Below are 18,693 nucleotides of genomic sequence, written 5' to 3' on the forward strand. Positions count from 1 at the left end.
CGTTATGTGTTCTACATATGTTCGTTTCAATTTTATCATCAGCTTTAGGAGAAATATGATTTCAAGAGAGAGAGAAACCCTCGGGAGGTTATATTTATGGAAGGTAGCACTTGATAAAATTAATGACCTTTTGGCTCTTAGGCTACGGCTTGATCGTTTTTGTAACACAGGAAGACCTCAGAAGATCACTGAATTATATGATAAAGAGCGCGCAAGGTTAAAAACTGGCCTGCGACTTGAAGGAGAAGCATTAGATAACTTTGAAGATGAGCATGGCTCTTTATTCCCTGATATCCATAATGTTCACTTGATTTATGAGTTGATCACTGAAGAAATAATCATCAAATTTTGCACTATTTTTAACGGAGGTTACGGGAGGACAGGAGTCATTTCTGATAATAAAAAAACATTCTGGGAACCCATTCTTGATAAGGTGGTTTCAGAGGCATTTCCTGACGATGTTAAAGAAAATTTTTATGAATTTATAGAAAAAGCCAGAACATATCGTAACCAGCAAGGCGCTCACTTTGACCAAGGGAGTTTTAATATGACACATGGTAATAAACAGCCTTATGAAGACGGGCTTGTATATCACGTGGGTTGGAGTAGCGCTTTGTTTAGCTTTAACTGGGATTTTGTAGCTGAAACTATTCCCAAGTTTAATAAAGCTTTAAATGGCTATATCGAAAAACTACAACAAGAATCTGATAGACGTAAATTAGAAAATAGCTCAAACACATAACAAGTCTCTGGTAGGGAACGCCAACGCTGCGCGTTGGTTACCTCACTTCGTTCGGCGGCCCCACAGCTCAAGCGTTCGCAATAATTAGGAAGCAAGATGCGGAAAGGGGTCAGGCCTACACATTTGACAAACAGACATAACCTATAGCATTTGTGTCTAAATTTATAAGCATACAATATTTCAAAACCGTTAAGAGATAGGACTGGTGGCATTGTGTCCTGAAGCGTGATGCACTGCTCTTCGGATTCACCAATTCCGCATTCCGGCAGAAGTCTAAATTTACGAAAGAATTAAAAAAGGTTGTGTCAAATGTGTAGGTCTGCCCCCAGGCCCCCAGGTTAGATTTTGATGAGCATAAACTACTTAACAACCTCTAACTACCTATTTAAATTACACCACAGAGAGTTATTCAATGAAAAATACAGTATTTTCAATTTTCACAATGCTACTATGTTGTCTTTTCCTTTTTGCGTGTAGTGAAGACCACAAAAGCTTTGAAGACATTCAGAGTGAAAACAACCAAAAAACAAACGACTTTAAAGAATGGTGGCATGAAAGTTTAAAAAGTGCACCGACGCACTATGGATATGAATTTTTGAACAATTTCTCTCAAAATGAAATAGAAATAATATATGCTTTTTATAGTAGAGAGGTTATGAATTCAGCTTCGTATAGTCCTAAAAGATTTAATTCTCTTGGAAAAGAGTTAGCTGAAAGATTTGGCGTTAATTATAAGATATTTGAAAATGCTGATTCTTTTATGGCACTGAAGTATATACCTTACCTATCCAAAATTACTAAAGATTTTTTCAAGCTAAATATGAGCACCATAATCCCGGACTATTACAGCCCCATTCAAACGACAGCTTTCGTTGGTGACTATACATTTTGCTGTACACTTAGCTTAAATATTTGTCGAAATAGTGATGACTTAGAACGTCAAATCTATGAACATATCGACTATTTAAAAAGATCTCTCCCTTCAAAAATCAAAGGCTTTAAAATTTTTGATATTAGATATAATTGCAAAAATACAGGCACTACTGGATCATTTGATATTGGTTACATATGGAGAAGGGAAGGAAATTTGTTAATGAGGAAAAAAAGCTCAAGTGGCACGTATGGTGGGTACAGAACACCTAAAGACAATAGATATTGGCATGAGCCATCATGGAATAATCATCAAATTCTTTATAATGATCCAGCCTTAATTTCAAAAATATTCGAAAAAGTCAATTCTGAGAATTCCATTTCACAATGATTTTCGGATGAAGGGGTCAAACCTACACATTTGATATTTTTGATCTCTTGAAATGATGACTGATGACTATAGGGATTAGATCTAATACCAGTCGAGATAAATGTACCGGGATAGGGAGGCCTTGACATCGAAAAATGTTTAAAATTGGTTCTATACAGTTACGTTGTATCCTGACCACACACACGACACTCACCACAAACCCACTACCTGCTTCAGAAACGTCAGACGCATGGGAAGGTGATGGAACTTCCGGCACCAGATGGGCACGCTCCGCTTTGCCCATCCTACCTGTATCTGGCGGTTGTAGGTTGCTGAAGGTATTGATCGATGCATCGAAGGATTAGGGGCTGAAAGAACCCTCACCACCCTCACCTCAAAACAAACCGCTACAGGTATTAAAACGTCAGGTATAGGGGGAAATGATGGCGCCTCCGGCATCAGATGGGCACGCTTCGCTTTGCCCATCCTACCTGTATCTGGCGGCTGTAGGTTGCTGAAGGTGTTGATTGATGCATCGAAGGGTTAGGGGCTGAAAGAGCCCTCACCACCCTCTCCTCAAAACACACCGTTACAAGTTTTGAAACGTCAGACGTATGGGAAGGTGATGGCGCGTCCGGCACCAGATGGGCACGCTCCGCTTTGCCCATCCTACCTGTACCTGGCGGCTGTAGGTTGCTGAAGGTATTGATTGATGCATCGAAGGGTTAGGGACTGATGGAGCCCTCAACACCCCCTCCTCAAAAAAAACCGTTACAGATATTGAAACGTCAGACGCATGTGAAGGTGATTGCACTTCCGGCACCAGGTGGGCACGCTCCGCTTTGCCCATCCTACCTGTATCTGGCGGCTGTAGGTTGCTGAAGGTATTGATCGATGCATCGAAGGGTTAGGGACTGAAAGAGCCCTCACCACCCTCACCTCAAAACAAACCGTTACAGGTTTTGAAACGTCAGACGCACGGGAAGGTGATGGTACTTCCGGCACCAGATGGGCACGCTCCGCTTTGCCCATCCTACACGTATCCAAGATTGATTATTTCATGACCACCAAACGCAAAAAGGGCACCCAAATTTGGGTGCCCTTTTTTAAATCTGTTTTCAATCTGTATCCCGCAGGACAAAGACCTGAAAACATTATATATATGGCGGAAGCACATGGGAATCGAACCCACCCGGGACGGTGTTAACGCCCCACACCGGATTTGAAGTCCGGGAGCATCACCAGAACGCTGCGTGCTTCCATGCGTTTCAGTGTGTGTTTTCGTGCGAGACCTTACCCGCAATATGGTGACGTTGTCAACGTTTTTCAAGGGCCCTGCCGGGCTTTTTTCCCGTTGAAACGCGGCCGCCCATCGGGTAATGTCGAGGGATATTGTTAAGGGAGCTGAAGGGCCCTGCCCGACAGGATGCTTCTTAAACCATCGAAACAGCCCGCCTTACCCGAGCAGTTCAAAAGCCCGACGACGTTGTACCTCGCCGCCCCAGGCTCTTTTTTCTGTGATACAAACCATCCACATGGGAGCATGACATCCATGATCAATACAGACAGACTGACCCAACGATTCATCCGCTTTGCCGAAACCGACAGCCCTTCACGCAACGAAAAGGCCATGGCCGACATGCTGGCAGAGCAGCTCAAGGCCCTGGGTGCCGAGGTCTCCTTTGACGACGCCCACACAACATGCGGAAGCCAGACCGGCAACATTTTTGCCCGTTTTTCCGGCACGGCGGACGTGGATCCCATGCTGCTGAGCGGTCACATGGACACCGTGGTCCCCGGTGAGGGCATCAAGGTGGTCCTTGAGGACGGTGTGTTCCGAAGCGCAGGGGAAACCGTGCTGGGCGGGGACGACAAAAGCGCCCTGGCCATCATCCTGGAGGTGATGGAGACCCTCATCGAAAAAGACCTGCCCCGCCCCCCTGTTGAAATTGTCTTTACGGTCTGCGAAGAGATCGGCCTTTTGGGGGCCAAGCATTTCGACACCGAGGCGTTAAAATCAAAAATGGGATACATCCTGGATTCCAAGGACACCGAGGCTGTGGTGACCAATGCCCCCTTTGCCGTGCATTATACGGTTACAGTCCACGGATTGTCTGCCCACGCCGGTATGGAGCCTGAAAAAGGGGTCAGCGCCATTGCCGTGGCATCGGACGCCATCACCCGCATCACCTGCGGCCGCATCGACTCAGAAACCACCTGCAACATCGGAAAAATCGAAGGGGGCTCTGCCACCAACATCGTGCCTGACTGTGTGGAGATCACCGGTGAAGCCCGAAGCCACAGCAAAGAAAAGCTCGATGCCATCGTGGAGAGCATCCACACCGCCTTCCGTGAGGCCGTGGTCCGTGCAGGGGGAGGCGATGACGAGACCCTGCCCAGCTTTGACATCGATGTAAACGAAGACTTCCCCGGCACCAGCGTTCCCCACGACCACGCCGTGGTCGCCCTGGCCCAGAAAGCAGGCAAGGCCCTGGGACGCACCATTGTCACCCAGCGCGTGGGTGGCGGCTCTGATGCCAACATCTTCTTCGGTAAGGGCATCACCGCTGGGGTCTTGGGCACGGGCATGACCGACGTCCACACCGTCAACGAGTCCATCACCCTGGCAGACATGACCGCATGTGCCGAGCTTCTCTGCACCATTCTCGGCAACCACGCCAAGCAGGGAGCCTGATCATGCACCTTCACATGGACTGTTTTTCCGGCCTCAGCGGAGACATGGCCCTGGGCGCCCTCATGGACCTGGGGGTGCCGGTGGACTGGCTCAAGGAGCAGCTCACCCCGCTCCTTGAGGACCGGTTCGATATCACCTGCGAGCAGGTTCTCAAACGGGGGATCCATGCTGTAAACGTGACGGTGCACGATCACAGCCACAGCCACCACCACGGAGACCATCACCACCATCACGCCCTGGATTACCGAAAAATCCGGACTCTCATCCAGGGTTCCCCTTTAAAGGATGCGGTAAAAGAGCGCGCCCTTTGCGTGTTCCACCGCATTGCCGTGGCCGAAGCCAAAATCCACGGCTGCGACATCGACACCGTGCACTTCCACGAAGTGGGGGGCATCGATGCCGTGGCTGACATTGTTGGCGTGATCCTGGCCCTGGATTACCTGGGCGTCACATCCGTCAGCTGCTCTCCCCTGCCCCTGGGAAGTGGCACGGTGACCTGCGCCCACGGCGAGCTTCCCGTGCCCGCCCCGGCAACCCTGGAGATCCTCAAAGGAATCCCCGTCTACGGAAACGACGCCGGGTGCGAGGTTCTCACCCCCACGGGCGCGGCCCTGGCCGCCGAGCTGACCGATCACTTTGGCCCCATGCCCGAGCGGGTGATGGCCGCCGTGGGCTACGGAGCGGGAAAACGCGAGACCAAGGGCCTCCCCAACCTTGTACGCATGGTGCTGTGCGAGACGTCCGAATCGGCCGACACCGTGGTGGAGCTCTCCTGCAACATCGATGACATGAGCCCGGAGATCCTCGGCCATGCCATGGAGACCCTGCTACATGCCGGGGCACTGGATGTCTGGTTCACCCCCATCCAGATGAAAAAAAACCGGCCCGCCAGCCAGCTATCCTGCCTCTGCCGGGAAGAGGACCGAAAACACCTCACGGAAAAGATCCTTTCCGAGACCACCACCATCGGGGTCCGCTGGCAGCGCCTCAGCCGCACCACCCTGACCCGAAAGGCCATCACCCTGGCCTGTCCCTCCGGAGAGGTGGCCGCCAAAGAGGTGACGCTCCCGGGTGGTTCACGCCGGATCACCCCGGAATACGAGGCCTGCAAAGACCTGGCCGAACGAAAGGGATGCTCCCTGGCTGAGATCTACACCGAAGCCTTGGGTGCAGCCCAGGCCCTGCTGAGCTAAACGATGCCTCCGGCGGCCCTGCCGGGGGCCAGGCTTTAGATACGTTAGACAAACAGGTTATACAAACATCACAAAAGGACTGACATGATGCGGCTCTCTGACAAGCACATTCTCTTACTTGCCACGGGCTTCGGCTCCGGCAAAGCTCCCTTTTCCCCCGGAACCTTCGGCAGCGCCGCCGCCCTGCCCTTCTGCGTCCTGATCTGGCTCTCCGGCCTTGCCTTTGGTACGCCCTTTTCGTTTCTCCTCGTCACGGCCCTGGTGATCTTCTCTGTGGTGGTGGCCGAAGAGGCCGTGAAACTCCTGGGGGAAAAAGACCCCTCCTGCGTTGTCATCGACGAGTTTGCAGGCATGTTCGTCACCTTTGCAGGGGTTGCCCTTACCTGGAAAGTGGCCCTGGCCGGATTCCTTCTTTTCCGCTTCTTCGACATCCTCAAACCGGTTCCGGTACGCACCCTGGAAAAACTCCTGCCCGGCGGCGCAGGGGTGGTCATGGACGATGTGGCCGCTGGTGTCATGGCCGGAGTTGTGCTGCAAATCGGCATCCGGGTGCTCGGGTAAGCAGATGGAGGCAAAGAGGGCTGTTGCAGGAAAGCGTTTTCACGTCTCGCCAACGGCCCTTGAAAGCCCGCACTTTTTCAGCTTAAAAGGAACACTTAATTTGGCATTTCGAGGTGAATTCCATTCTGGTATGATGGGCGCAAGATACGGCTCTCCGGCGCCGACAACGACGCCTCTGTAAAACCATACGAACCGGCGGAAACCACCCTTTCCGCCCAAAGGACCGACCATGAAATCACAACTCGACGCCACGGATCGCACCCTGATCAAACAGCTCAGCCTCGACGGCCGCATGCCGGTGAACAAGCTTGTGGAGCACTTGGGCGTCACCCCCCCCACCCTCTACTCGAGGATGAAGCGTATGCTCAGCTCCGGGGTTCTCAAGATCGCCGGGCTCATCGATATTTTTAAAACCGAAGACCTCATCATGGCCATTGTGGCGTTCAAGATCGTCGACGGCACCAAACTTGAAGAGAGGCTGGAGCAGATCTCCAAACTCAAACAGGTCCACTCGGCCATGGTGGTCACGGGACGCTTCGACATCTTCATCGAGGTGGTGGTCCCGGAAATGCCCGCCCTTTATGAGTTCATGACCAAGGACCTTCCCGCCTTAGGGGACATCGAGTCCTGCGAATCCTTTGTGGTGATGAAGGCCAAGAACAAATGGGTCCTTCCCAAAAGCACCAATGACTGGTTTGACCAAGTGTGAATCCTTCGGACCAACACGACGGGAGCAAGGCGGATCGTTTGACACGATCCGCCTTTTTTGTGCCTCAAATCCCTTCCGGTGCCCGGAACCCAGGGCCCTGCCCCCCATCCCCTGAATGATTCACCCTGCGGGCGTCCCCATTTTTCCGTTGACAGACAAGGCCCTTCGGCGCAATATTAACTACTATGGTAGTTAACAATATTATCCCACAAATCACGGCCCTGGGGTTTTCCGAATACGAAGCCAAGGCCTACGTGCACCTTCTGGCGGTGCAACCGGCCTCTGCGTATGAACTCTCCCAGGCATCAGGCATTCCGTCATCCAAGATCTATGAGATCCTGGGGCGCCTTGTGGAAAAACGCGTTGTCTTTGTGGAAGGCGAAGGACGCAAGAAAAAATACGTAGGCACACCGCCCGAGGAGTTCGTGGAGAGCAGGCGCCGCTTTTTCCACCGAACCTTCGACACCCTTGAAGAGGGCCTCAAGCAGCTCTCGGTCAAGGCCGATGACGTCTCCTTCATCTGGAACATCACAGAGTACGACGTGCTCATCGACAAGGCCGAGAGGATGATCGAAGGCGCCAAAGAGAGTCTGCTGCTCTCCACCTGGCCCGACGAAGCGGCCACCCTGGAGCCAGCCCTGTCCCAGGCCGAAGCCCGGGGGGTCCGCATTGCCACCGTCCACTTCGGAGAGATTAAAACAGCGGCGGGCCGCATCTTCGAGCACCCCATCGAAGACACCCTCTTCGAAGAGAAAGGGGGACGGGGCTTTGTGCTGGTGACAGACGCCACGGCGGCCATCGTGGCCACCATCACCAACACCAACCGTGTGGAGGGGGCATGGAGCCTCAACCAGGGGTTCATCACCCTGGCCGAGGACTACATCAAACACGACATCTACATCATGAAGATCGTCCGCCGCTTCGACGGCCTTCTCCATGACACCTTCGGAGACCGCTATCACCACCTGCGGGATATATTCAACGACACCGATCTGGCGTAACACGTTTCAAAAAACACCCAACGGGAAACCAAGGAGACTTCCATGCAGATATACATCGACGGCAACTGGGTTGGAAAAGAGGACGCAAAAATCTCGGTCTTTGACCATGGGCTGCTTTACGGAGACGGGGTTTTCGAAGGCATTCGCATTTACAACGGAGCCATCTTCCGATTAAAGGAGCACGTGCGCAGACTCTACGACAGCGCGCGGGCCACTCTGCTCACCATCCCCATGAGCGAAGAAGAGATGGCAGAACTGTTGCTTGAAGCCGTTGCTAAAAATGAAAAAACCGACGGGTACATCCGCCTGGTGATTACCCGGGGGGTGGGCGACCTCGGCATCAACCCTGCCACCTGTCCTGAGGCGTCGGTCATTGTCATTGTGGACGACATCAGCCTCTACCCTGAAGAGCATTACACCAGGGGAATCAAGGTAATCACCGCCTCAACCCGGCGAAACAGCCCGGACGCTGTGGACCCGAGGATCAAATCCCTGAACTACCTCAACAACATCATGGCCAAGCTGGAGGCCCAGCAGGCCGGGTGCCTGGAAGCCATCCTCCTCAACCGCGAAGGCAAGGTGGCCGAATGCACCGGGGACAACATCTTCTACATCAGGGACGGGGTGCTCCTGACCCCTGCTTCCGATCAGGGAGCCCTCAAGGGCATCACCCGGGACGCCGTCATCGAGGCAGCCGAAGGCATCGGCATGGAGACACGGGCAACCCCATCCACCCTGTACGATCTCTACACCGCCGATGAATGCTTCCTCACGGGAACCGCCGCTGAGATGATCCCCGTCACCACCATCGACGGCCGGACCATCGGAACCGGCAACCCCGGACCCGATACGGCCAGGGTTCGGGAAGCTTTCCAGGCTCTGATCCGAAACGAGTGCTGACCGTACTCGACCCGAGACCTATCCAGGCGACCCCGGACAGATCTCGGTCGCTTGCTTTATGCATCGCTCCGGCATGTTTGCCCTGCCGGAGCGATTCTCCCTCCTCCGACGCATGTTCAGGCAGAACCGCCAGCCCCTGTTCACACTATACAGAAGGCTGGTTGCCCGTATCCAGGTCATGCCACAAAAACCATCTGGAATAACGGTTTGTTGCGCCTACCCCATCGTGGCCCCATGAACTACCAGAGCCTAAAGGCCATGGTATAACCGAGCTTCCCACTGTCCGTTCCACTACCCATCAAATCATGTAACTCATTACACACTTTTCATCCATCCCCCGTTAACCTTTCCTGATCATAGGCATTTATCACCCATCTTCCGTGGCATATATTTTGCTATATTACCCCACAAATGAGTCAACCAACAGGCCTTCCATACATAACAAGGAAGGCCTTGCTCATTTACTACCCACTGCCTGAAACGGAACACTGACAAACACTAAAAACCATTCACCGGCAAGGGGGCTTCAATGCCCTTGCCCATGGACACACGAAGGGACCAGACCCAATGAGCAGACCGATCCGGATTTTATGCTTCCTCTTTGCCATGCTGCTGACCTGCGGCTCCGCCATGGCGACACCGTACACCTTTGAAATGGGTGACGCCTCATCCATCGACGTCTCCAAAACCACCCAGGGGCTGACCATGTGGGCCGAGATCTACCAGTCGGTTTCATCCCAGGCTTTTTTACTGGATCCGGGAGAATCCTTCAGCTTCAAGTTTGCACACATGGGAACACACGAAAGCTGGATCAATGAGGACGACCTCAAGGCCATGGAGGTCACGGCGTACATGGACTTTGACCTCCCGGACATCACCCAGGATATATCCGGAGAATCCACCGGCTTTTCGGGGAAATTCGAGTTCAAGCAAGGCTGGCAGGTCATCTGGGATGACCCTGTGTATGTGGACTTTGGAAACGGAGGGCGATTCGCCATCGAACTGAGTGACGCCACATTCTCAAGCTCCATGTGGACAGGCCCCCACGGCCCCTGCTGGAGCGAAGGCGACGCCGACATCTTTGCCACGGTCACCCTGGAGACAGCCCCTTCCCCGACAACGGCCCCGGTTCCCGAACCGGCCACGGCTGTTCTCCTCGGCCTCGGAGTGGGCCTCCTGGGGATAACCCGGCTTAAAAGAAAAAAAGCATCCGGGAACTGATCCTTTTTAAGGGTGCAGCAACTCCGTAATAAAAAAGCCTCCGGCAACACTGCCGGAGGCTTTTTGTTTGTGGGGCTTTGAAATCACGCCTACCCCGAGCCTGCTCCTCCCGGGCGATTCAGCACCAGCTGCAGGTTCGCCAGGGACCGCTCGGCAAACTGGGCTTCACAGCAAGCAAGATAGAAGAGCCACTTGCGCTTGAACACCTCGTCGAACCCCAGGGCGGCAAGCTTGTCTGCGTTGGCAAGGAAACGCTCTCGCCAGGCCTTGAGGGTCCGGGCATAATGTGGGCCGATGTTCTCAAGGTGCTCCACGATGAGCCGTGACGACCGGGTCATGGCCCGGGAGAGCACGGAAAGGGACGGCAGGTGGCCTCCGGGGAAGACATGGCGCTGGATCCAGTCCTCGTGGGTCCGATACGCATCGTAGCGCTGATCCGGCACGGTGATCACCTGGAGCACCACGAGCCCCTCCGGGGTCAACAGCCTGTCGCACTGCCGGAAAAAAGTCCCCAAGAACCTGTGGCCGACGGCCTCCAGCATCTCGATGGAGACGATCCTGTCAAACGTCCCGGACATCTTCCTGTAATCCTTGATGAGCAGGGTGATGCGATCCTCCAACCCCTCTTCCCTGACCTTCTGAAGGGCAAAGGCGTGCTGAGCTTCGGACAGGGTAATCCCTGTGACCCGGCACCCGGTGCGCTTCACCGCCTCCACCGCAAAGGAACCCCACCCGAACCCAATCTCCAGCACATGATGGTCCCGTGAAATCCGCGCCTTGTCGATCAGATGGTGCAGCTTGCTCCTCTGGGCGGCTTCAAGGGTCTCGCCCGGCTCACTGTGGAGCGCCGCCGAATAGGTCATGGTCTCGTCTAAAAACAGGGCAAAAAAATCGTTGCTCAGGTCGTAATGCTTTCGGATATTCCTTTGGCTGCCCGTCAGGGTATTGTGGCGGGCCCGGTCCAGCAAACGCCCCATGCCATGGGCCAGCCAGGCCAGGGGCAGCTGGGAATCCGTCGCCGTGTCCATGTTGCGGATAAGGATTCGAATCAAGTCTGCCGGGTTATCACTCGTCCACATCCCCTCCATGAAACTCTCCCCGAAACCGATGTCGCTGCCCAGGACCACGCGCGGATAAAACCTGGGATCTGCAATGCTCAGGTTGGCCTGAAGAGATGAGGATGTATCACCATACACCCTTTGAATGCCACCCGACGGACCCTTCATTGCACCCGGAAAACGAACCGTAACGCACCCGTTTCCGATACGTCGGAGCAGCCCCAGCACCTGTTTTTCACAGAGCCGTTCCAGAATCGTCCCCCCCCTGTGCCGAATGGTCATGGAACTTTTGGGGACAGGGCGATCGAAAACAGGCAACTTCTTACCGGCAAAGAGGCGCAAGGCTTCCCTCAAGATGCGCGGGACGGTTTTCCACGGCATCACGGGACGTGAGACCAGGGTCCGCAACTGATTTTTCTGCGTCAGGGGGATGCTCTCTCCCTTGAGGGAGGCGGACAGGACTTTATCCCCGTCACGCATCAGGTGAATCTCGATGGACAGCTTTCCATCGGGTGACGAGATGTAAAACCGGTAGGTCCCCTCCATGTTATTAAATGGAGAGACATGAAAAGCCTTGGGGGCCGTGTATTCCACAGGAAAGCCCGATGCGGGGCCGGCGGACACCTCCTCGTCTTTGGTCAACAGATACAAATGCCTGTCCCCGAAGGTGTTGTTGACTTCGGCCACGATACACACCGGTCGGCGGTCTTCGGCAAGGCAATAATAAAAGCTCACGGGGTTGAACACACGATTGAAGTAACTTGGTGAGGTGATGAGCATGACCTGCCGAACCGAGTCATGGCAGCCTCTCTCCTTAAGATAGCGGTACAGCTTCTCCTTGATGCTCCCGGATCCGCTATCCAGGTACCTGTCATCGTAAAGGGATACCGGGCGACGTCGGTTGTACCCGAAAAAAGGCAAACGCCGGTCTAAGGACTCCAACTCATCAAGATCAAAACAGTACAGATACACCGGATACCGGAACCGATGCGCCACCGGTTTCAGGCGAGCATGCTCGACAACTCCTTTGATGATGCATGAATTCACAGTATTCCCCCCAATTCCGAGGCCACGTCCACGGCTGACCGGACAGCGTCCTCGTGAAAACCGTATCCGAAATAGCTTCCGCAGAAATAGGTATCCCGCTTCCCGTTCAACGCCTTGAGCCCCTCCTGGGTGGCAACAGACTCAAAGGTAAACAGCGGATGATCGTAGAGCAGCTCCCTGTGAACAGATGAAACCGGAATCTCCTTTGCAGGGTTCAGGGTGACGCACCAGGTCTCGTGTGTCTTCAAGTGCTGCAATCGGTTCATGAAATATGTGACTGTAATGGGCTCTCCCTGTTCGGAGTCCGCATCACGGATATAATTCCAGGAAGCCCGGGCCCTGGCCCGCGACGGGAGCAGGGAAGCATCGGTATGGAGAATCACCCGGTTGGAGGCATAACGCCAGGGTGAAAGCAGCCGGGTCTCCTCCTCGGACGGATCCTCCAGCATCCTGAAGGCTTCGTCCGCATGGGCAGCCACCACCACCCGGTCAAAGGTCTCCGGGTGCGCCCCTTCCGCCGTGACCATCACTCCTGATTCCGTCCGCCGAATGCCCGTGACGGGCGTCCCCTCCACCACCCTTCCCGTAAATCCGTTCAAAAAGGCCTTCACATAGCTGTGGCTGCCCCCGGACACCACCGACCACTGAGGGTGCTCGGTCAAGGTCAACAACCCGTGGTTCTCATAAAACCGTGCAAAGGTCTCCATGGGGAACTCGGCCATCTGAGCATCCGGTGCCGACCAGATCGCAGCTGCCATGGGCAGAACAAAACGATCAACAACCTCACGACTGACCCCTTCCCCCGTCAGGTACTCCCCGAGGGTAACACCTGCAAGGCGCCCATCTGCCAAATCCTTTCGTATGGCCTGCATCAGAGCACGCACGCCCCATAAAAATCGCCAAAACGACGGCCTCAACACATTTTCCCGCTGGGCAAACAGTGTGTTGAGGCTGGTGGAGGCATACTCCAGACCGGTGCGCCGACAGGTATAGCTGAAGGACATATCCGTCTCCACAAGGGGCACCTTGAGACGGGAAAGAAGCTTCGTGAAAAGAGGATACGTCCTGTTGTTCATCACGATAAAACCCGTGTCGACAGGCGTTCCGGCGTCGGGTCCCCGGTCGATCACCACCGTATGGGTGTGACCGCCGATATACCCGTTCCTTTCATAAAGGGTTACCTTGTGGTGGTCTTGCAACAGGCAGGCCGCTGTGATCCCGGACACACCGGCACCTATGACGGCAATGTTGAGCGGAGGATTCATGGGCGGGTCCTTTCTCGAAGGCGAAGGAAAAGTTGAATAATTCTAAATCACTGACATCAAAAATGCAACATCTGGAAAAGCAAAAGCCCACCCCAACACCTTGCCCCTGCCAAACCGAGATGCCTTTGAAGTTACGTCAAAGATTTACTTTTCTAGTTTTACTGTATATAGCCATATACAGAGGCGCTTTAGGGGTCGCTGGCCACCGGATAGAGGTTTAACGGTGATGCCGCGCACCCCGGCAGAAGGAAAGCTCGCCCTCACTATCAGGGAATAAAACCAAACCAAATGAAAAAAAACCGATGCCGCAGGGGCCACGTGAGCCACCTGCGACGGCAGGGCTGCGCATGCAGGCTCAGGGGCTATCACCATGCCCATGAGCTATGTGTTATGGGAAAGAACAAGTGTGCCGGGCAAACGTTATCGTTATTGCCATCTCGCCACATCGACATCGCGATCTGTTGCAAGACCTACAAACACTTGCCGCGGAACCACTCATTGTTTCGCCCACACCCCTCCGCCGAATGCCATCATCGCCCCTGGGCAGCAGAAAGCTCCTCATCCAACGTTTCATACCCAAGCCGATTACGATTTTCCGGAGGCAGCCTTCGGAATGATAACCAAATCTTTTTATTACTTATTCCCAACGTGGTGGACACGTACGGACCAGAAAACTCTACCGAAGCATGGAGCAGTGTAAGCTTCCCCTCCCAACGTCACCACATGTGCGGCGTAAAGAGACAGATGGAATCGCGACAACGGCAATACAAGGCATTGCATTACCGGCTGACCTGTTTACGGGGTGTTTTACAATCCGAATTCAATCCGAAACCCATGCGTGCACCGCTTTGGGGTCTATCCATGAAAAAGGAGAACGTACCATGACCGCATCGCAAGCAGCACAGACCCTCAACTCGCCGTTACGCGCCGTCAACAAAAAATCAACAACACTGCCAAAGGGAAGGGAGGTGAATAAAAAACACCTGATCAACGCCCTCAACCACATCAATTTCAAAGAACAGAACGTAATACTCGTATTTACAGAACCATACAACGACACATCAGCCCGGATTGAAGCGTACCCTATGCCCGTGTTGAGTGATTACCCCACCTTCAAACCGCTACGGCCCCTTCCCCAAGGGTTTTCCCCGGAGCACCTTACCGGTCTTATCATCCCCGACGGAACCGGGGAAATTCACGCGATTCCCAGCCTGCGAGCCGCGAGTTCAACAGGGCTAAGCATCATCTTGCCCGAAACAGGGCAACGGGTGCAGGGCTCATTCAGGGACATCCGGGTTCACTTCCTGCAAAAGGGAATCAAATTCAAAGGAAGCCTGACATCCCTTGACCCCGATGCCATTAAGATCGAACTATCCCCCATAAGCGCTCACTACCTCAGTGGAATCTCTCTCGAAGATACCTTACGCCTGACATTTGTCAAAAAAAAGAATCCCCTTTTTGAAACTGAAGCGACCGTTATCAAACACGAATACGACTGTAAAATGAATACATTGCATCTCAAGCCTATCAGTTCCATCCCCACGCCACATGATGAGCAGCACTTCAGAAAAAAAGCTGTCGAAATGGTACCGTCGCCGGACCTACAATTTTCCCACCCACTAACATCATCAAGGCAAACCGTTGTCATTGATTCACTCTCAGGCGTAAACCTGCGATGCACTCTCCATGAAGAAATCCCCCCCCTCCTTCCTGGAATGAAGCTCAACAAGGCCAGCATAGTCCTCGGCAATGTTTATTCATTAGAATTTAACGGCGAAATATCGCGATGCACGACAACACGAAACATAAAAGGCGAAAAGCTTACTATATGCTCCATTCGAATTTCCGGAATGTCTGAAGAGGATCACCTGAAGTTACAAAACATGGTACACAAGTCAGAAAATCGACACATTGGAATCAGCACAGCTATGGACTCTGATGATTTGTGGCGGTTTTTCTTTGAAACAAACTTCATCTACAAAAATAAATACAAACTTTTCCTGAATAACAAAAAAAAAATAAAAAAAACCTATAAAGCACTCTACTCTGCCCCAACAGATGTAACACGACATGTGGTCTATCGTGAAAAAGGACAAACAATGGGCCATGCGTCCATGCTTCGATATGCCGAGAATGCATGGCTCTTCCACCATCATGCAGCCCTTAAAGGGGCGTCCATGAAGGTAGGATTAGGGGTTTTAAACCACATGAACCACTACCTTTATGACTCTCTATGGCAAAACTCTGCCGGCATCAAATACCTGTTACTCTATTTCAGGCCTGAAAACAGTTTTCCCAACTTCGTTTTCAACGGTTTTACTCAGAAAATGGAAAATTCTAAAATCAGCTCGGTAGACTTATTTGCCTATAGTTATTTCCACAAACACAATGAGATGACATCGCAGCCTTGCCATGATTGGATTTTAAAAAAAGCATCAAAAAAAGATCTTGCTTTTCTAGAAGAAAATTATGAATTATCATCGGGAGGTTTGCTCATTGAAGCTCTGGATCTACTCGAACGCCAAGCGCCCGCAGATAGACTGAGTACAAGATACAATAAATCAGGACTTAAAAAAGAAAGGCATCTATGGGCCATTCGACAAAACGAAGTTACCATTGCAATTCTCATTGTCAATACCTCGGATCTCGCTTTAAACATGTCGGAACTGACAAACTGTATCAAGGTATGCATCATAAAGCCGAAGCTTTTGACAAAAAAAATGCTAACCCAAGCGTTAAATATGCTGTCTAAGTTTTTTGAAACTTCGACATTTCCAGTCCTTACACATCCATTCAATTGGGTCGAAAATTCAGGATTCAATTATCAAAAAAAGTATTTGCTATGGGCATTCAACACTCAATTCTCTGAACAATATATGCAATATTTTTCTGATCTTCTCGAAATAGCCAACTCCAGCAAAAAGCAATAAAGGAGATATATCAATGAACCAAACAAGTACTTCAGAGCCCATCATTATTAATGCAACTCAGCTCAGACTCCCACTCAAAACAACAGTTCGCCACGCAAGCGCATCGCGGAAAAAAGGGGAAAGCATCTGGGTTCAGGCCCACAGAAACACTCATACAGGCTACGGTGAGGGGTGTCCCCGCTCCTACGTTGCGGGAGATGATCTGACATCGAGCCTGACCTGGGTCACCCAGAATTTCGCAAAGGACGCACACCATATTCGCAATATTAATGACATCACCCGGTGGGTGGATAACAACAACGCCCTCATTGATACCTACCCATCGGCCTGGTGCGCTGTGGAAACCGCGCTCTTAGACCTTTTTGCCCGGGAACATTCCCAGTCGGTTGAGGCGTTTTTAGGCCTTGCTGAACCAAAGCTGTCCAGCCGCTATTCCGCTGTACTCGGTAACGAAAAGCCCTGGAAATTCAAAGGTCAGGTAGACCTCTACCTTATTAAGGGAATGACGGACTTTAAAATAAAGCTCTGTGGAGAAAAAGCAAAGGACCAGGAAAAACTGACAATTCTGGAGACACTTGCAAAGGAGCACCAGGCCGAGGGAATCAGGATACGCCTGGACGCAAACAACCTTTGGGAGGAGGACCTGGCCGGAGCTATCACCTACGTCAACCAACTGAAAGGCAATTTTTTCGCGGTCGAAGAACCTTTAAAGGCGAAAAATCCGAAAATGCTAAGCCAGTTTTCTATCGAAACAGGGCTCCCCGTCATTCTTGATGAAAGCCTCTGCACGATAGCAGACCTCGAAAGCTATCGCGATCTTCCCGGACAATTTATCGCCAACATCAAAATATCGCGTGTTGGCGGGTTGCTAAGGACCAAAGCTCTTATAAGCACCTTGCAATCCATGGGGTGGAAGATCATTATCGGATGTCACGTGGGAGAAACCTCAACCCTCACCCGATGTGGCCTGGTTGCGGCCTCTATGGCCGGAAAGTCCCTGCTTGCACATGAGGGAGCCTTCGGAGATTACCTGATGGACCGTGAGCCTGCTTTCCCCACCCTGACATTCAGCAGGAAGGGCACCCTCAACCTGCGACGGCCCTATTTCCTGAAGACGGTCCGGGGCTTGGAGTGCGTCACCCCGGACGCATGGAACATGGGCCTGGGTGTCAAAGGGAGAATACCGAAAAAGATAAGTGAAGGCTCCCCCCGTATCGCCACCCTTACCATGCCCGACGGGTACCCTATCCACTACCGAACATGGGGAGAAGACAAGGGAAAAGACGTCATTCTTATCCTCCACGGAGGGATGAGTCACTCCAGCTGGCAGGCTCCCCTGGCCGAAGCGTTGCGAAATCGTCGCGAAAGCATCACGATTATGGCTGCCGACCGGAGAGGATGCGGCCTCAACCCAAACCGTGGAGACTTGGGGACCATGCATCAGGTCATTGACGACGTGGTTCGGCACGTGGACTTCCTTCAAGAACACTTTGACCGCGTCCACCTTGCTGGGTGGTGCCAGGGCGCACAATACGCAACCATTGCCGCCACAAAGCTTGCAAAAAAACCAGACAGCCTGATCCTTCTGACCCCCGGATTCTTCTGGAACGAACGTTTCCGATCAGTGATCACCATTTCCGAGCATGTTATGATGGAAATGATCTCAGAATTTCATCTCAAACCCGAAAGAGACCACGCTTGCATACCCATCCCCATGGAACCAGCTGATTTTACACTTGATGATAATTGGCTTGATTTTATTGACAATGACCCCCTCAAGACAACAAAAATCACTCTCAAGTCAGCCAATATCATGGACGAAATTCAAGAAATATCGTGGTCTGCAATCCTTGAGAACACCTGTCCAACACTTGCCATTCTTGCCAACCATGATCGCATTGTTGACAACAGAAAAATATCCGAGTTTATTGGACACCGACTCAATGGCATTGAGTTTAGTGCGCTAAAAACAATTGATTCTGCTCATGCCATACAGTTTGAAGCCCCAGATGAAACGTCTGATATCATACTTAATTTCCTCAAGGGCATCCCTGTTAAATAGATCAAAACACTTAAAGGTTTTTTGCCGGATCAATATCCGGCAAAAAATCTTTATCATCCCCACCTAACC

The 18,693-nt window shown here is 52.3% G+C and carries 13 protein-coding genes and 1 tRNA gene; 11 read left to right on the forward strand and 3 right to left on the reverse strand.

Annotation, left to right across the window (positions count from 1 at the left end):
• The first annotated feature begins 55 nt into the window (after positions 1 to 55).
• Both ACOYW0_RS02860 and ACOYW0_RS02865 read left to right on the forward strand, forming a co-directional pair.
• Positions 56 to 742, forward strand: a complete 687-nt coding sequence (locus ACOYW0_RS02860; RefSeq protein ID WP_482417076.1) for a hypothetical protein — start codon at positions 56 to 58, stop codon at positions 740 to 742.
• Positions 743 to 1,154: 412 nt separating this feature from the next.
• Entirely contained in the window at positions 1,155 to 2,003 is an 849-nt protein-coding gene (locus ACOYW0_RS02865) for a hypothetical protein (RefSeq protein ID WP_482417077.1), read from the forward strand.
• Between the two features lie 1,142 nt (positions 2,004 to 3,145).
• Here the strand turns inward: ACOYW0_RS02865 and ACOYW0_RS02870 are convergent.
• Positions 3,146 to 3,243, reverse strand: a tRNA-Sec gene (locus ACOYW0_RS02870).
• Between the two features lie 291 nt (positions 3,244 to 3,534).
• Here ACOYW0_RS02870 and ACOYW0_RS02875 point away from each other — a divergent pair.
• The 7 genes from ACOYW0_RS02875 (at position 3,535) to ACOYW0_RS02905 (ending at position 10,262) form a co-directional block, all read left to right on the forward strand.
• Positions 3,535 to 4,677 (forward strand): M20/M25/M40 family metallo-hydrolase, encoded by a 1,143-nt coding sequence (locus ACOYW0_RS02875; RefSeq protein ID WP_482417078.1) that lies wholly within the window; start codon positions 3,535 to 3,537, stop codon positions 4,675 to 4,677.
• 2 nt (positions 4,678 to 4,679) lie between these two features.
• Positions 4,680 to 5,870 carry a nickel pincer cofactor biosynthesis protein LarC gene (gene larC / locus ACOYW0_RS02880; RefSeq protein ID WP_482417079.1) on the forward strand — a complete coding sequence of 397 codons (1,191 nt, stop codon included), beginning with the start codon at positions 4,680 to 4,682 and terminating at the stop codon, positions 5,868 to 5,870.
• 84 nt (positions 5,871 to 5,954) lie between these two features.
• Positions 5,955 to 6,431, forward strand: coding sequence for a phosphatidylglycerophosphatase A family protein (locus ACOYW0_RS02885; protein ID WP_482417080.1), 477 nt, complete (start codon positions 5,955 to 5,957; stop codon positions 6,429 to 6,431).
• 229 nt (positions 6,432 to 6,660) lie between these two features.
• Complete coding sequence (locus ACOYW0_RS02890) at positions 6,661 to 7,140, forward strand: Lrp/AsnC family transcriptional regulator (protein WP_180146003.1); 480 nt, start codon at positions 6,661 to 6,663, stop codon at positions 7,138 to 7,140.
• A gap of 185 nt (positions 7,141 to 7,325) precedes the next feature.
• Positions 7,326 to 8,141, forward strand: a complete 816-nt coding sequence (locus ACOYW0_RS02895; RefSeq protein WP_180145999.1) for a TrmB family transcriptional regulator — start codon at positions 7,326 to 7,328, stop codon at positions 8,139 to 8,141.
• Between the two features lie 42 nt (positions 8,142 to 8,183).
• Positions 8,184 to 9,041 carry a branched-chain-amino-acid transaminase gene (gene ilvE / locus ACOYW0_RS02900; RefSeq protein ID WP_482417081.1) on the forward strand — a complete coding sequence of 286 codons (858 nt, stop codon included), beginning with the start codon at positions 8,184 to 8,186 and terminating at the stop codon, positions 9,039 to 9,041.
• A 567-nt stretch (positions 9,042 to 9,608) separates the two neighbouring features.
• Positions 9,609 to 10,262: a PEP-CTERM sorting domain-containing protein gene (locus tag ACOYW0_RS02905; protein WP_482417082.1), complete on the forward strand. Its 654-nt coding sequence runs from the start codon at positions 9,609 to 9,611 to the stop codon at positions 10,260 to 10,262.
• Positions 10,263 to 10,351: 89 nt separating this feature from the next.
• Here ACOYW0_RS02905 and ACOYW0_RS02910 read toward each other — a convergent pair whose 3' ends face one another.
• Positions 10,352 to 12,367: a DUF1365 family protein gene (locus ACOYW0_RS02910; RefSeq protein ID WP_482417083.1), complete on the reverse strand. Its 2,016-nt coding sequence runs from the start codon at positions 12,365 to 12,367 to the stop codon at positions 10,352 to 10,354.
• Positions 12,364 to 13,632: an NAD(P)/FAD-dependent oxidoreductase gene (locus ACOYW0_RS02915; RefSeq protein WP_482417084.1), complete on the reverse strand. Its 1,269-nt coding sequence runs from the start codon at positions 13,630 to 13,632 to the stop codon at positions 12,364 to 12,366. The genes ACOYW0_RS02910 and ACOYW0_RS02915 overlap by 4 nt, the downstream gene beginning before the upstream one ends.
• An 881-nt stretch (positions 13,633 to 14,513) precedes the next feature.
• On the opposite strand from ACOYW0_RS02915, the gene ACOYW0_RS02920 reads away from it, so the two are divergent.
• A complete protein-coding gene (locus tag ACOYW0_RS02920; protein WP_482417085.1) occupies positions 14,514 to 16,562 on the forward strand; it encodes a hypothetical protein in 2,049 nt (682 codons plus the stop codon).
• A gap of 13 nt (positions 16,563 to 16,575) precedes the next feature.
• Positions 16,576 to 18,624, forward strand: coding sequence for an alpha/beta fold hydrolase (locus ACOYW0_RS02925; protein WP_482417086.1), 2,049 nt, complete (start codon positions 16,576 to 16,578; stop codon positions 18,622 to 18,624).
• Positions 18,625 to 18,693 lie beyond the last annotated feature (69 nt).

It is taken from the genome of Desulfoluna sp. HI9BLuna (assembly GCF_056829775.1).